The sequence below is a fragment of the Streptomyces stoeckheimensis genome (genome assembly GCF_045822005.1).
Lineage (GTDB): Bacteria > Actinomycetota > Actinomycetes > Streptomycetales > Streptomycetaceae > Streptomyces > Streptomyces stoeckheimensis.
Genome location: NZ_CP169550.1, coordinates 7901018 through 7916348 on the forward strand (window position 1 = coordinate 7901018; position 15331 = coordinate 7916348).

The following is a 15331-nucleotide window of genomic DNA, read 5'->3' on the forward strand; positions in this document are numbered from 1 at the left end:
GATGCCGGAGCAGAGCAGGCGCCGCCGAGGGAAGGCCACCGCACATGCCGCAGCAGCAGTCGCAGGACGCGCAGTCGCAGCACATGCCACCGCACCCGCCACCCCCGCAGCCGTATCTCCCGCACCGCTTCGGGGTGTTCCTCGCGCCCTACCACCGGCCCGACGGCGACCCGGCGCTCCAGCTGCGCCGGGACCTCGACCTCGCCGCAGACCTGGACCGGCTCGGCTACGAGGAACTGTGGGCCGGCGAACACCACTCCGCGGGGTACGAGATCATCGCCTCGCCCGAGGTGTTCCTCGCCGCGGCCGCCGAACGCACCAGCCGGATCACGCTCGGAACCGGGGTCAACTCCCTCCCCTTTCACCAGCCGTTGGTCCTCGCCGACCGGATCTGCCAGCTCGACCAGCAGTCCCGGGGCCGCGCCATGCTCGGGGTCGGTCCGGGTCAACTGCCCTCGGACGCGTTCATGATGGGAGTCGACCCGCTCCGCTCCCGCGCGATGACGGCCGACGCTCTGGACGCGATCGTCCGGCTGCTGCGCGGGGAGACGGTCACGGCCGCCACCGACTGGTTCGCCCTGGAGGAGGCCCGGCTCCAGCTCGGGCCCTACCGGGGCCGGGAACTGGAGGTCGCGGTCGCCTCCGCCGTGTCGCCGACCGGGGCGGTGCTCGCGGGACGCCACGGGGTCGGGATGCTCTCGCTCGCCGCGGCCGACCTCGCCGGGTACGGGGCGCTCGACGCCAACTGGGCCGCCCACGAGCGGGCCTGCGGCGAAGCCGGCCGCGCCGCCGACCGCTCCGCCTGGCGGCTGGTCACCCCGGTGCACCTGGCCGAGACCCGCGAACAGGCCCTGCGCGAAGCCGAGTACGGCACGCCCGACCTCGTGGACTACATCGAGAAGCTGAGCGGTACCCGGCTGGACGGCTGCGCCACCCCGGCCGGCGCCGTCGAGCGGTGGACCACCGAAGGGCTGCCCACCTTCGGCCGGGCCGTCATCGGCACCCCCGAGGACGCCGTGCAGCGGATCGGGCAACTAGCGGACAAGACGGGCGGGTTCGGAACCTTCCTCATCCTGCGGCTCGACCTCGCCGAGCCCGCGGCCGCCCTGCGCAGCCTGGAGCTCTTCGCCGAGCGGGTCGTCCCCCGGCTCACCGGCCACACCGAAGCGCGCCGCGCCAGCCTGGAGTGGGCCGGGCGCAACAGCGAGCGGTTCATCGGGGCGATGCGCCGGGCCACGATGGACGCCATCGCCCGCAAGGGAGAGGTCCGTTGAGGGCCGCCGTGTTCGAAGACGGCCGGTTCCGCGTACGGGAGCACCCGGATCCGGTGCCCGGCCCCGGGCAGGCGCTCGTGGAGACCGCCGCCTGCGGGATCTGCGGCTCCGACCTGAGCGCCGTCGCACACACCGACGAGTTCCTCCGGGCCTCCAGGGACAGCGGAACCACCAGCTTCCTCTTCGATCCGGACCGGCCGCTGGTGAGGCCACGAGTTCTCCGGCCGGGTCCTCTCCTACGGGCCCGGCGCGACCGGTCCCCAGCCGGGCACCGGGGTCGTCGGCCTGCCCTGGGCGGTCGACCCGGGCGGGGTCGTGCGGACCGTGGGCTACAGCAATGCCTTCCCCGGCGGATTCGGCGAACGGATCGTCGTACAGGCGCAGGCACTGCTGCCCGTCCCGCCGTCCCTGGACCTCGGGCTCGCCGCCCTCACCGAGCCGCTGGCCGTGGGTTTCGGCAACATCGCCCGGAGCGCGGCGGGAAAGGACACCCCGGCCGTGGTCGTCGGCTGCGGCCCGGTCGGCCTCGGGGCCGTCGCCGCACTGCTGGAGCGCGGCGCCGGACCGGTCGTGGCCTCCGACCCCTCGCCGCTGCGGCGGGCGGCCGCAGCCCGGCTCGGCGCGCACGCGGCGGTGGACCCGGCCGCGCAGGACCCCGTACGCCTCTGCGCGGAACTGGCGGGCGCCCGCCCGCGCCCGACGGTGGTCGTGAACTGCGTGGGCGTACCCGGCATGCTCAACCGGCTCCTGCACACCGTCCCGCGCGGCACCGAGATCCTGCAGATCGGCGGGGTGATGACCGAGGACGTGATCCGGCCGGTGGTCGGCATCTACAAGGACGTCACGATCCGCATGTGCCTGACCTACCCGCCCGAACAGTTCGGCGCCACCCTCGCCCGCCTGGCCGAAGGCCGCATCGACCCCGCGTCCCTGGTCACGGGAGAAGCGGGCTTCGGCGGGCTGGACGCGGCCTTCGCCTCCCTGCGGCGGCCCGAGGAGCACATCAAGGTCCTGATCCGTCCCGAGCGGGACGGAACCGGGGTGACGGCCCGCCGAGCACCCGCCGACGACGTGACCCGCTGACCGCTGCCCCTTCCGGATTCTTGGAACAGGTTCTAGTCTGCCCCCGCAGCGGCGGCGGCGGACGGCCGCGCGCGACCTGAGCCACGAGAGACCCGGAGGGGCCGTGCACCTCGAATACACGCCTGAGCAGCAGCGGTTGCGCGCCGAGCTGCGCGCCTACTTCGCCGAACTGATCCCGGACGACGTCTACGCGCGGTACGAGGACCCGGCCGAGCAGAAGCGCTTCTACCGGGAGACCATCCGCAGGCTCGGTGCCGACGGCTGGCTCGGGGTCGGCTGGCCCAAGGAGTACGGCGGGCGCGGGATGTCGCCCATGGACCAGTTCATCTTCTTCGACGAGGCCGCACAGGCCGTCGTACCGCTGCCGCTGATGGCGCTCAACACCGTCGGGCCGACCATCATGCAGTTCGGTACCGACGAGCAGAAGGCGTACTTCCTGCCCAAGATCCTCGCCGGGGAGATCGACTTCGCCATCGGCTACAGCGAGCCCGACGCCGGCACCGACCTCGCCGCCCTCAAGTGCAAGGCCGTCCGCGAGGGAGACGAGGAGACCGGCACGTACGTGGTCGACGGGCAGAAGATCTGGACCACCAACGGCGACACCGCCGACTGGGTCTGGCTCGCCGTCCGCACCGACCCGGACGCCCCCGCCCACAAGGGCATCACCATGCTCCTCGTACCGACCTCCGACCCCGGCTATTCCTGCACCCTCATCAACACCCTGGCCTCGCACGACACCACGGCCAGCTACTACGAGAACATCCGCGTCCCCGCGAGCCGCCGCGTCGGCCAGGAGAACAAGGGCTGGCGCCTGATCACCAACCAGCTCAACCACGAGCGCGTCACCCTCGCCGCCCACGGCACGATGGCCATCCGCGCCCTGCACGACGTCCAGCGCTGGGCCGCCGAGACCAAGCTCGCCGACGGCCGCCGCGTCATCGACCTCTCCTGGGTCCGCGGCCGCCTCGCCCGCACCCACGCCCGCCTCGACGCGATGAAGCTGCTGAACTGGCAGATGGTCAACGCCGTCCAGGACGGCAACCTCACCCCGCAGGAGGCCTCCGCCGTCAAGGTCTACGGCTCCGAGGCGCGCAGGGACGCGTACGCCTGGCTGATGGAGGTGGTCGGCGCGGCCGGCTCCCTCAAGGACGGCTCCGCGGGCGCGGTCCTGCACGGCGAACTGGAGCGCGGTTACCGCAGCGCGGTCATCTTCACCTTCGGCGGCGGCAACAACGAGATCCAGCGCGAGATCATCTCGTGGATCGGCCTGGGCATGCCGCGGGTCCGCCGCTGAGACGGTGATGGCCAAGAGAGCTGGGCGGTGGCGCCTCCCCATGCGAGGAGCTTGGGGTTGATCGTCTCGGTGGCGGCTTCGAGGCGGCGCGCGAGGAGGCCCGCCTGGAGGCCGTTGAGGGTGAGGGCGGCCACAAGGCCGAGCATCGTCAAGGTCAGCGGGGAGCCCATGTCGGGGTGCAGCATCAGCCCGCTGAGGACGAGCCCGCCGAGGCCGGCCCAGATGGGCACGTGGAGCCGGGAGGTCGCGCCGACGACCTCGGCCAGCGCGCAGCGCCCCGTCGCCCAGAGCAGCCCGTAGTAGTCGGCGGACAGCACGGCCCCGAAGCCGAGCACGAGCGAGGCCGGATGCGCGAAGAGCGCGGCCGTGTGCATCTTCGCGTCCGTCTGCACATGGAGGGAACACCACAAGCCCGCTGTCAGCGCGAGCATCGCAACGAACGCTCCCGCCGCCACCGTCCACCACGAATCGTAGAGACGGATCGGGCGGGAGGAGGGTCTGACTGCGGTGGACGATACCTCGCGCGAGACCCTCACCAAGGTCCTGCACGAGCAGGCCGAACACGGCCTGAACCGACCGGACGCCGGACGGCAGGAGGACCCCGAGCGGGCTGACGGCGCGGTCAGGCAGAGGCCGGGTGGAAGGTGGCTTCGCCCGTCACCCGGATGCCGGTTCGCCCGCCGGGGCCCACGAGCGCCGGTCCGGGTACGCGGACCTCGACCGGTTCGCGGAGGCCGTCGACGGTGACCGTGACCATGGCGTCGTGGCCGTAGAAGCGGACGTCCGTCACCGTGCCCTGGGCCTGCGTCGAGGCGGGTTCGGCGAGTTGGAGCTGCTCGGGGCGGAGCAGGACCAGGCCCTCGCGCAGTCCGCCGGGCGGGTCCGCGAGCGGGATGCTGCCCAGCGCGGTGGTCGCCGTGCCCGCCTGCGCGGTGCCGGTGACCGTGACCGCGTCGCCGACGAAGCCGGCCACCCACGGGTCGGCGGGGCGGCGGTAGACCTCCTCGGGGGTGGCGCACTGGGCGACACGCCCGTCCCGGACGACGGCGACGAGGTCAGCGGTGGAGAGGGCTTCCTGCTGGTCGTGGGTGACGAGGACCGCGGTGGCCCCGGTGGCCTGGAGGGCGGCGCGCACGTCGGCCCGTACGCCCGCCCGCAGGGCGCTGTCCAGGGCGTTGAACGGTTCGTCGAGCAGGACCAGTTGCGGCTGCGGGGCCAGGGCGCGGGCGAGGGCGATGCGCTGCTGCTGGCCGCCGGACAGTTCGTGCGGCATGCGGTCGCCGTAGCCTGCGAGCCCGACCAGTTCCAGCATCTCCTCTACGCAGCGGGCGCGTTGGCCCCGGTCGAGGGCGGTCAGGCCGAAGGCGACGTTGCGCGCCACGGAGAGGTGCGGGAACAGGGCTCCTTCCTGCGGAACGATGCCGATGCGGCGGCGCTCGGGCGGGAGGTGGACGCCGGGGCCGCCAAGGGTGCGTCCGCCGAGGGTGACGGTGCCGGCGTCGGCGCGCAGGAAGCCCGCGATGATGCGGAGCATCGTGGTCTTGCCGCAGCCGGAGGGGCCGAGGACCGCGGTCAGCGCGCCGCCGGGGACCGTGAGGTCGAGCCCGTCGAGGACGCGGGCGGCGGGCCCGTACGACTTGGCCAGCCCAGTGATCTGCAGGTCGGTCATGTGCGGTGCCTTCCGAGGAGGTAGGACGGGATGGCGGCCAGCAGGATCAGGGCGGCGGCGTAGGGGGCCGCGGCGGCGAAGGATCCGGTGCCGGTCTCCGTCCACAGGCGGGTGGCCAGGGTGTCCATGCCGGTGGGGCGCAGCAGGAGGGTCGCGGGGAGTTCCTTCATGCACACGACGAAGGTCAGCGCGGCTCCGGCGGCGACTCCGGGCGCGGCCAGCGGCACGGTCACCTCGCGCAGCACGCGCAGCGGGCTGCGGCCGAGGGAGCGGGCGACGTCCTCCAGGACGGGTGGTGACTGGAGTACGGCGGCCCGGGTGCCGGCGACGGCGACGGGCAGGAAGAGCACGGCGTACGCGCAGACCAGCAGCGGGAGTTCCTGGTAGATCGGTTCGGCGTAGCGGACCGCGAAGAAGACCAGGGACAGCGCGACGGTGATGCCGGGCAGGGCGTGGCCGGCGTACGCGGACTGCTCCAGGAGCTGCGCCGCCCGGCCCCGGTACCGGGCTGCGATCACGCCGACGGGCAGGGCGAGGAGGGTGGTCAGCGCGGCGCCGGCGGCGGCGACGCCGAGGGTGGTGGCGGCGGTGTCGAGGAGCGTGTCCGGGTCCCAGGTGGCGGAGTTGCCGACGGCGAGCCAGTACCCGAGCGTGGCCAGCGGGGTGAGGACGGCGACGGCCGTGACCGCCGCGCACCAGGCGAGTGCGGGCACCCGCCACCGGCCGAGCGGCACGGGGACGGCGGGGCGGGCGGTGCCGGTGCCGGTTCTGGCGTGGCCGGCGCGGCCGCGGGTGCGCGCTTCGGCGGCGACCAGCAGGACGGTCATCACCACCAGGACGACGCTGAGCGCGGCGGCCGGGGTCCGGTCGAAGCTGGCCCGGTAGGAGGTGTAGATGCCGCGGGTGAAGGTGTCGTAGCGCATCAGGGAGACGGCGCCGAAGTCGGAGAACACGTACAGCGCGACGAGTACGGCGCCGCCGGCGGCGGCCGGGCGCAGCTGCGGCAGGGTGACGCGCAGGAAGGTCCGCAGCGGTCCGTGGCCGAGCGAGCGGGCGACCTCCTCCTGCGCCGGGTCGGTGCCGCGCAGGGCGGCGGTGACGGGAAGGTAGACGTAAGGGAAGCTCACCAGGGTCAGCGCGAGCGCCGAACCGCCGAAGCCGGCGAGGCCGGGAAAGGCGGACAGCCAGGCGAACGCGGCGACGTAACTGGGCACGGCCAGCGGCAGGGTCACCAGCACCGACCAGGCGCGGGCGCCGGGCAGCGCGGTCCGTACGGTGAGCCAGGCCAGCGAGACGCCCAGCAGCAGCGAGGCGGTGACGACGACCGCGGCCAGGGTCAGGCTGCGGCCGAGCAGCTGGGCCGTGCGTTCGTTGGCGATGACCTCCCAGGCGAAGCCGGGGCCGCGCTCCAGGGAGCGGACCGCGAGGTAGCCGAGCGGCAGCAGTGCGAACACCGCTGCGACGGCTGCCGGGACGAGCATGGCGGCGGGCGGGCGGCCCCCGGCACGCGACCGCCCGGCCGGCGGGGTGACGCCGGTCGGGTGGGCGGCCGGATCCGTCCGCGGGACAGGATCCGTGGAGTGCATGGAGGTCAGACCATCCCGACTTCCTGGAGCATCTTCAGGGTCTCCTGAAGCGAGTCCAGCTTGCCGAGGTCGATCTTGGGCGCCTGGAGCGAGGCAAGCGGCGGCAGGTCCTTGACGCTGTTGGTCACCCCGGCGGCGAGGGGGTATTCCTTCGTGTCGTCGGCGAAGTACTTCTGCGCCTTCTCCGAGAGGAGGAAGTCGACTGCCTTCTGCGCCGCGGTCGCCTGGTCGCTGCCCTTGACGATGCCTACTCCGGCCACGTTGATGAGGGCACCGGGGTCGCCGCCGGGCAGGAAGTGGATCTTTGCCTTGACCTTGCCCTCGCCCTTCTCGGCCACCTGCTCGTACCAGTAGTAGTGGTTGATCAGGCCGAGCGAGACCTCGCCCTTGCCCACGCCGTCCAGCACCTTCAGGTTGTTGTCGTAGACCTTGGGCTCGTTGGCCTTGAGGCCCTTGAGCCACGCGCGCGTGGCGTCGTCGCCCTCCAGAACGCGCATGCCGGTGACGAAGGCCTGGAAGGAGGCGTTGGTCGGGACGTAGCCGATCTTGCCCTTCCATTCGGGCTTGACCAGGTCGTGCACGGAGTCCGGCACCTTGGCGACCTTGCCGGGGTTGTACGCGAGGACACGGCTGCGGCCCGAGGTACCCACCCAGTCGCCGGAGCCGCCACGGAACGCCGCGTCGACCCTGTCGAGCGATGCCTGGGGCAGCTTCTCCAGCAGGCCCTTGCCGGAGAGGGCGCCCAGCGCCCCCGCGTCCTGGGAGAAGAACAGGCCGGCCTTGGTCTTGCCGCCCTCTTCCTGGATCTGGGCGGCGAGTTCGGCGCTCTCGCCGTAGCGGACGGCGACCGTGGTGCCGACGGCCTTCTCCAGATCGTCGAGGAGCGGTTTGACCAGCTTCTCGTTGCGGCCGGAGTAGATCACGAGCCCTGCGTCGTCCTCGTCGACGCCGCAGCCTGCGACTGCGGGGAGGAGAAGTGCCGCCGCGAAGAGCGCGGTCAAGCGTCGGACCAAGGGGCGTCGCATGGGAAGCCTTCCTGCAAGGGCAGCGGAGAACCGAGTATCGCCCCATAAGTAAGGTAAAGCTAACCTAAAGGTCAAGGTGACGCACGCAACAATTCGACCGCGCCCACGCATCGGCGGAGCCGACCCTACCGCTTATTTTCCTGTGGATCTCCCATGGACCGTCTGTGATGTTCCTGTGACTATCCGGCGAGGTAAGCCTTTCCTAAGATGCGCCCGTGACAGTCCTTCCCGACCTGATCCCAGGCACCACATCGGTCCCGTTCGCCCACGGCCTCGCCGCGCACGGCGACCGGACCGCCGTCATCACCGCCGACGGTCTGGTCAGCTACGCCGAGCTGGCCGCGCGCGTGGACGCGACGGCCCGCCGCCTCGGCCGGGAGCGCCGTCTGGTCCTGCTGGTCGGTGCCAACACCGTCGACGCCCTTGTCGTCCACCTGGCCGCCCTCGCGGCCGGGCACCCCGTCCTCCTGGTGCCGGGCGACCACCCCGAAGCCGTCCAGTCGCTGATCGACGCGTACGACCCGGACGTCGTGGCCTACCCCGAGGGCGGGCAATGGCTGCTCGACGAGCGACGCGAAGTGTCCGCCCACGAGCTGCACCCGGACCTCGCCCTGCTGCTGAGCACCTCGGGCTCGACCGGATCGCCGAAGCTCGTCCGGCTGTCGCACGAGAACCTCCAGGCCAACGCGGAGTCGATAGCGGAGTACCTGGACATCCGGGACACCGACCGCGCCGCCACCACCCTGCCCCTGCACTACTGCTACGGGCTCTCGGTGATCCACAGCCACCTGCTGCGCGGCGCCGCGCTGGTCCTCACCGGCCTCTCGGTCTCCGACACCTGCTTCTGGGAGCTGTTCCGGACCACCCGCGCGACGACCTTCGCCGGTGTCCCGTACACCTTCGACCTGCTCGACCGGGTCGGCTTCGCCACGATGGAGCTGCCCCACCTGCGCTACGTCACCCAAGCGGGCGGACGCCTCGCGCCCGAGCGCGTCAGCCGGTACGCCGCCCAGGGCCGGGCCGCCGGCTGGGAGTTCTTCGTGATGTACGGGCAGACCGAGGCGACCGCCCGCATGGCCTACCTGCCCCCGGAACTCGCCGAAACGCGCCCCGAAGCGGCGGGAGTCGCCATTCCCGGCGGCTCCTTCCGGCTCCGGCCGCTGCCCGAATTCTCCGCGCCCGACACCGGCGAGCTGGTGTACGCGGGACCCAACGTCATGCTCGGCTACGCCCTGGGCCCGCAAGACCTCGGCCTGGGCAGGACCGTCGAAGAGCTGCACACCGGCGACATCGCGCGGCGCACCCCCGACGGGCTGTACGAAATCATCGGCCGCCGCAGCCGGTTCGTGAAGATCCTCGGCCTGCGCATCGACCCCGGCCAGGTCGAGGCGATGCTCGCCCGGCACGGCGTCACCGCCCTGTGCACGGGCGACGACGACACCCTCACCGTCGCCGCCACCGATACCGCCACCGGCGCATCATCCGACGCGCACCGGATCCGCAGGCTGGTGACGGGCGCGTGCGGCCTGCCCCCTCGCGCCGTACAGGTCCACGTCCTGGCCGAACTCCCCCGCCTGGCCTCGGGCAAGCCCGACTACCGGGCGATACGCGCGATGAGCCACCCCGCCCCGGCGCCGGCGCCGGCCCCCGAGGACCTGTGTGCCCTGTACGCGCTGATCCTCGACCGGCCCCGGCAGGAGGTGACCCCGGACCGTTCCTTCGTCAGCCTCGGGGGCGACTCGCTCTCGTACGTCGAAATGTCGATCCGCTTGGAACAGCGCCTCGGCCACCTGCCGGCCGACTGGCACACCACGCCGATCCGGGATCTCCGTTCGCCCGGCCGGGAGGCTCCCTCCCGCAAGCGCACGCTGGAGACCGGCGTCGCCCTGCGGGCCATCGCGATCTTCTGCATCGTCGGCTCCCACATCCACGTGTTCGGGATCAAGGGCGGAGCGCACCTCCTCCTCGCCCTCGCCGGGTACAACTTCGCCCGCTTCCACCTCACCACCGCCGAACGCCGCGAACGCCTCCGCCGCGTCTGGGTCGGCATCGGCCGGGTCGCGCTGCCGAGCATGGCCTGGATCGGCTTCGTCATGCTCCTCAACGACGACTACACCCTGGCCAACCTCCTGCTGCTCGACAGCGTCTTCGGGCCCGAGGGCAGCAAGACGGGCATGCACTTCTGGTTCATCGAGGCCCTGGTCTACGTCCTGATCGCCGCCGTCGCCCTCCTGAGCCTGCCCGTCGTGGACCGCGCGGAGCGGCGTTTCCCATACGCCCTACCCCTGACGATCGCGGCCATCGGTCTGCTTCCCCGCTACGACCTCCTCGGCCTCCCCGACCGCACGCAGATCCCGGACGCGATCACCGTCTTCTGGCTGTTCGCACTCGGCTGGGCGGCGGCGAAGTCATCGAGCGCACGCCAGCGGCTCGTCGTCACCGTGGCAGCGGTGGCCACTGTGCTCGGCTTCTTCCCGGGCGACCCCGGACGGGAAGCGATCGTCATCGCGACGTTCGCCCTCCTGGTGTGGGTGCCCACGCTGCCGAGCCGCCGGCGCGTCAACCAGGTGGCCGGACTCCTGGCGAACAGCTCGCTCTACATCTACCTGACCCACTGGCAGATCTTCCCCCTCATCGACGGGTTCTCCCGCCACCTCGCTTTCCTCGTCGCCCTCCTCTTCGGCATCGGGTACGCCGCCGCCTCGACGCGCCTGATGCGGATGCTCCCGTCCCTCCCCGCACGGATCCGGGCCGGAGGTTCCTTGGGGGCGTGGAGATCGCGATTCTCGTCGTACCCCACTGTCCGCACGCCGAGCCTGCCGCGGAGCGGCTGCGACAGGCACTCGATGACCACGGGGCTCAAGCAAGGATCGGGATGAGCCCCACGGCGAAGACGACGTAGAAGAGTCCTGCCACCGCCAAGCGGCCCGGGGCAGTTTGCGGGCGCGCATGGTCAGCAGGAGGTAGACGATCGCGGCCATGGTGACGATCCCGGACCACAACAGGGCGCCGTCGAAGTGCCACCGGGTGAAGAACAGCCCGATGCCACTGGGCACGGTGGCCTGGATCATCATGGCGCCGGAGATGTTGGCGAGCGCCAGCCTGACCTTGCCCTGACGGACCCAGATCACCGCGTTCATGATCTCGGGGAGTTCGGTGGCGATCGGGGAGAGCAGCAGAGCCGTGACCGTTGCGGACAGGCCGAGCATCGGGCCGATGACATCCAGCTGCTCCACGAAGAAGTACGCGGCGAAGAACAGCACGCCCAGGGCAGGCGAAGGCGAAGGCGAAGGCGACCAGGCCGAGCGCGACCTTCACGACGAAGATCGGCAGGAACCACTTCTGGTCCTTCGTCAGACGCTTCATGTCCTTGGCGTCGCCCAGAGCCTCGCCTCCCGGCGGGGAGAGATCCGTACCCGGGCGGCCGGCGCCGACACCGGTGAGGACGGCCACGCGTTCCTTGCGGCGCTTGAGGAGCAGCATCGCTCCGGTCACGCCGTAGGCGACGGTCGCCAGCGCGAGGGGGCCGCCCATCGCCGCGCCCACGCCGATGTTCTTGTCCTCATCGGTGGCCCCGGTGGCCCCGGTGGCCCCGGTGGTCACGGCGACCAAGGTGACCACGGACTCGGGCAGCGCAGTACCGAAGGCGGCGAGGATCGTGCCGACCGCCGTCTTGCCCACGTTGAGGCGCTCGCCCAGCCACCCCGCCGGCACGCCTGAAATCGACGTCGACAATGGGCTGAAGGTCTCGCCCGCCCGCACGCCAAAACGGTGCGGGTCCGGCCACCGGGAACCCGAGGGCTCCAGTGTGTCGACGACCGGTATTGCGGGGCGACTCCCCTTCGCAGCCGCCAACCCACACGCACGGCTGGCACCCCTCTCGGGGGCGTGCCAGGATTGAAAGAATCGATCAGGCCTTCACAAGCGCGGCCGCGCCCCAATGCGCCGATGTACCAGGACACCTGGCCATGCGAGGTGGAGTGATGAAAATTCGACGCTCGCGTCCAGACTCGAGCCGGATCGCCCAGCGGTCGGCGTCGCGAGCAGTGTGTCCGGCACGGCGGACGCGGCCGCACCCGGGCCGGTGGCGGACGCGCCCGACGACGCTCTCCGCGACGCTGGTCTCGGTGCTGATCGTCGCGGGGTGTACGTCCGCACAAGGAGCGTCCCTGGGCCCTGGTGAGCGGGCCGCACCCGCCGCCGTACGGGCCGCTGCGACCGTGCCGGACAGCTTCAGCCCCGTGGTCGTGACACCGATCAGCAATCCGACGTTCCCCTGGCTCGGCAGCGACCGGAAGTACCACGTCTCCTACGACCTGCAGTTGACCAACGCCTCGCGGCTGCCGGCCACGCTCACCAAGGTCGAGGTGGTCGATGCCAAACGACCTGACACCGTTGTCGCCACCCTCTCCAGCCGCCAACTGGTCGATCCCGCATGTGAGTACGGAGCCTGCAACCTGCTGCGGATGCTGCCCTCTTCGAACGCCACCGACACCGTCATGCCCCCCGGCCAGTCCCGTGCCCTGATGGTGGACCTGACCTTCGACTCGCTGGACCAGGCGCCAGCCGAGGTCATGCACCGGCTGTTCCTCACCGGGCAGGCAGTCCCCCCAGCCGCCGAGCCGAGCCCGATCAGCTACCTCGCCGCGCCGTTCGACATCTCCTCCGGTAAACCGCGGGTCATCGCACCCCCGCTCAGGGGGGACGACTGGGTCGCCGCGAACGGCTGCTGCGGCACCGGCGGGCCGCACCGTCCCTCGCTCAACTCGTTGAACGGCAAACTGGCCAACTCCCAGCGCTTCGCCATCGACTGGATGAAACTCACCGACGAAGGCAAGTTCTACAGCGGCGACAAGACGAAGAACGACAGCTACGCCGACTACGGCGAAGCGGTGTACGCGGTCGCCGACGGCACCGTGAGTTCGACGCTCGACACGGTCGAGGCAGGCACCCCCGGCATCCTGCCCGCCAATGACCCTGTTCTCGGCCCGAAGATCACCGTCGAGAACGTGGACGGCAACCACATCGTCCAGGACCTCGGCGATGGCGTCTGGGCCATGTACGCGCACCTGATCAAGGGCAAGCTGCTGGTCAAGCCGGGGGACAAGGTCACGAAGGGCCAAAAGCTCGCGGATCTGGGCAACACCGGCAATTCCAACGCCCCTCACCTGCACTTCCAGTTGATGAACGCCCCGTCGCTGCTGGAGGCCGACGCCGTCCCGTACGTCATCGACCGCTTCACCTACCAGGGCCAGATCCCCTACTCGGCCTGGGTGGTCACCGACGACTACCTGAGCGGTACCTTCCTGCAGGGCAGGCTGCCCGAGGCACAGGCCCGCACCGATGAGCTGCCCCTCGTCCTGACCGTCGTCGACTTCCCGGATGCGTGAGGACTCCTCTCCCGCACATCGACGGCGCAGGCCCCCGGGCCCGGCTCGAGCCCCCCGCTCTCCGAACGGGCCGGCCCGCGGCGGCGGTCTCGGCGTGCCGGGCCTCCGCCGCGGCGATCACCCGCTCCCGGGCCGGCCGACTCAGACCTGGCCGGCTCCGCCGTCCACGAACAGCTCGATCCCGGTGATGAAGCTGCTCTCCCGCGAGGCCAGGAACAGGGCCGCCGCGGCCACCTCCTCGGGACGTCCGGCCCGGCCGAGCGGGACTCCGGCGGTCGCCCGCTCGCGTACGTGCGCCGGCGCACCGGCCAGCGCCGGGGTGTCGATCGGGCCCGGGCTGAGGGTGTTGACCCGGATCGCGCGCCCCGCGAGCTCCAGGGCCAGGCTGCGCGCGAGGGACCGTACGGCCGCCTTCGTGGCGGCGTACACCCCGTACCGCGTGGACGCCGAGGAACCGGCGGCCGAGCCCAGCAGAATCACCGAGGCGCCGTCGCGCAGCAGGGGCAGGGCCCGTTGGACGGTGAAGAAGGCGCCCCGGAAATTGAGGTCCGCGGTGGCGTCGAACTGCTCCTCCGTGAACTCCGCGAAGCCGCCGGGCGGGCCGCCGCCCGCGTTCACCACCAGCACGTCGATCGCCTCGCAGCCCGCGGCGGCGACCGCCGCGTAGAGCCGGTCCAGGTCCGCGACGCGGGAGGCGTCACCGCGGACGGCAACGGCGTCCGGGCCCAGGTCGCGGACAGCCGCGGCCAGTTCCTCCGGCCGCCTGCCGGTGACGAAGACCCGGGCGCCCTCCTCCACGAAGCGCCGGGCCGTCGCCAGGCCGATGCCGGACGAACCGCCCGTGACGACGGCGACCCGCCCTTCGAGCTGTCCCGTACGCATGACCGTGCCTCCGGGTGCCGAGGGGAGGCGGGTGCGGTCCGCCGGCGGGAAAGCCTAGTGGCGCGCACGTGCGTGCGTGCGGCCGTTCGGTGGAATGCTGGAAGAGCCCGCGAGGGAATGCTGGAAGAGCCCGCGAGGTCCACAGGATCCGAAAGGTCCGCGCGGCCGATGCGGCGTACCGGGACGGGCGACGGGGGAGGAGCCGGACATGGACGAGAGCGCAGGCCCCGATCCGGGGCTCTACGGCCCGGGCTCCGTGACCTGGCAGTGCCACGGCGACCCGGTCATGTGGATCGCCGGGGTCCGCGCGCTCTACCTCCAGGCCCTGCACCCGCGCGCGGTCCGCGGCGTCATGGAGAACAGCTCCGCCTTCAGCGGGGAGAACGGCGGGGGCGACGCCTGGGGACGCCTGCTGCGCACCGCCGACTTCGTCGGCACCGTCACCTACGGCACCACCGAGGCCGCCGAGCGGGCCGGCGCCCGCGTCCGCAAGATCCACACCCTGCTGTCGGCGACCGATCCGGCCACCGGCGCACGGTTCCGCGTGGACGAGCCCGAGCTGCTGCTCTGGATCCACTGCGCCCAGATCGACAGCTTCCTCCATGTCCTGCGCCGCTCGGGGATCCCGCTCACCCCCGCGCAGGCGGACCGGTACGTGGACGAGAACCGCGTCAACGCACGCCTCGTCGGCCTCGACCCGTCCGGGGTACCGGGGGACACCGCGGCCCTCGCCGCCTACTTCGAGCTGATCCGCCCCGAACTCGCCGCCGGACCCGACGCCCGCGCCGTCGACGCCTTCCTGTGCGCCCCGCCCATCCACCCCCTCCTCGTCCCTGGCCGAAACCTGGTGTGGCGCCCGCTCGCCGCCCTCGCCTACGGATCCCTCCCCGGCTGGGCGCACCAGCTGTACGGCCGCCCCGCACCGGCCCCGCGCAGCGTCACCCGCCGCCTGCGTCTCACCGGTAGCCTGCTGCGCAGCATTCCCGCAGGTCTGCGCTGGCAGCTGCCTCCAGGTCACATCTTGAAAGCGATGCGCCGCATGGGCCCCGGGAGCCGCCCCGCGCCGTACACACTGCGTACATCAGCGGCCATACTGGACCGGCCGGGGAGGGCGTAGCACGACACACG

11 protein-coding genes and 1 pseudogene are annotated in these 15331 nt (G+C 72.0%); 6 read left to right on the forward strand and 6 right to left on the reverse strand.

All coding sequences use genetic code 11. From position 1 onward, the window contains the following. Positions 1 to 44: 44 nt before the first annotated feature. The 3 genes from ACE1OC_RS35905 (at position 45) to ACE1OC_RS35915 (ending at position 3651) form a co-directional block, all read left to right on the forward strand. Positions 45 to 1274 carry an LLM class flavin-dependent oxidoreductase gene (locus tag ACE1OC_RS35905; RefSeq protein ID WP_407840500.1) on the forward strand — a complete coding sequence of 410 codons (1230 nt, stop codon included), beginning with the start codon at positions 45 to 47 and terminating at the stop codon, positions 1272 to 1274. Between the two features lie 324 nt (positions 1275 to 1598). After that, entirely contained in the window at positions 1599 to 2357 is a 759-nt protein-coding gene (locus ACE1OC_RS35910) for a zinc-binding dehydrogenase (protein WP_407840501.1), read from the forward strand. Positions 2358 to 2460: 103 nt separating this feature from the next. Beyond that, positions 2461 to 3651 carry an acyl-CoA dehydrogenase family protein gene (locus ACE1OC_RS35915; protein WP_407840502.1) on the forward strand — a complete coding sequence of 397 codons (1191 nt, stop codon included), beginning with the start codon at positions 2461 to 2463 and terminating at the stop codon, positions 3649 to 3651. Here the strand turns inward: ACE1OC_RS35915 and ACE1OC_RS35920 are convergent. The 4 genes from ACE1OC_RS35920 to ACE1OC_RS35935 all read right to left on the reverse strand — a co-directional run bounded on the left by ACE1OC_RS35920 (position 3549) and on the right by ACE1OC_RS35935 (position 7931). Next, positions 3549 to 4082, reverse strand: a complete 534-nt coding sequence (locus tag ACE1OC_RS35920; protein ID WP_407840503.1) for a hypothetical protein — start codon at positions 4080 to 4082, stop codon at positions 3549 to 3551. The genes ACE1OC_RS35915 and ACE1OC_RS35920 overlap by 103 nt on opposite strands. Positions 4083 to 4273: 191 nt before the next feature. After that, entirely contained in the window at positions 4274 to 5320 is a 1047-nt protein-coding gene (locus ACE1OC_RS35925) for an ABC transporter ATP-binding protein (RefSeq protein ID WP_407840504.1), read from the reverse strand. After that, positions 5317 to 6906, reverse strand: a complete 1590-nt coding sequence (locus ACE1OC_RS35930; protein ID WP_407840505.1) for an ABC transporter permease — start codon at positions 6904 to 6906, stop codon at positions 5317 to 5319. The genes ACE1OC_RS35925 and ACE1OC_RS35930 overlap by 4 nt, the downstream gene beginning before the upstream one ends. A 5-nt stretch (positions 6907 to 6911) precedes the next feature. Continuing rightward, positions 6912 to 7931 carry an iron ABC transporter substrate-binding protein gene (locus ACE1OC_RS35935; RefSeq protein ID WP_407840506.1) on the reverse strand — a complete coding sequence of 340 codons (1020 nt, stop codon included), beginning with the start codon at positions 7929 to 7931 and terminating at the stop codon, positions 6912 to 6914. Positions 7932 to 8146: 215 nt separating this feature from the next. Here ACE1OC_RS35935 and ACE1OC_RS35940 point away from each other — a divergent pair, with 215 nt between their 5' ends. Beyond that, the gene (locus ACE1OC_RS35940; protein ID WP_407840507.1) at positions 8147 to 10810 is read left to right on the forward strand and encodes an AMP-binding protein; all 2664 of its coding nucleotides are present in this window, start codon (positions 8147 to 8149) and stop codon (positions 10808 to 10810) included. A 123-nt stretch (positions 10811 to 10933) separates the two neighbouring features. Here the strand turns inward: ACE1OC_RS35940 and ACE1OC_RS35945 are convergent. Next, a pseudogene (locus ACE1OC_RS35945) lies at positions 10934 to 11140 on the reverse strand (sodium:calcium antiporter); the annotation flags it as partial. 918 nt (positions 11141 to 12058) lie between these two features. Between ACE1OC_RS35945 and ACE1OC_RS35950 the strand changes: the two are divergent. Next, the gene (locus tag ACE1OC_RS35950) at positions 12059 to 13321 is read left to right on the forward strand and encodes a M23 family metallopeptidase (protein ID WP_407840508.1); all 1263 of its coding nucleotides are present in this window, start codon (positions 12059 to 12061) and stop codon (positions 13319 to 13321) included. Positions 13322 to 13462: 141 nt separating this feature from the next. On the opposite strand, the gene ACE1OC_RS35955 is transcribed toward ACE1OC_RS35950, so the two are convergent. Further along, on the reverse strand, positions 13463 to 14203 hold the full coding sequence (locus ACE1OC_RS35955; protein WP_407840509.1) for an SDR family oxidoreductase: 741 nt from the start codon (positions 14201 to 14203) through the stop codon (positions 13463 to 13465). Positions 14204 to 14411: 208 nt separating this feature from the next. On the opposite strand from ACE1OC_RS35955, the gene ACE1OC_RS35960 reads away from it, so the two are divergent. Then, positions 14412 to 15320: an oxygenase MpaB family protein gene (locus tag ACE1OC_RS35960; RefSeq protein ID WP_407840510.1), complete on the forward strand. Its 909-nt coding sequence runs from the start codon at positions 14412 to 14414 to the stop codon at positions 15318 to 15320. The last annotated feature ends 11 nt before the right edge of the window (positions 15321 to 15331 follow it).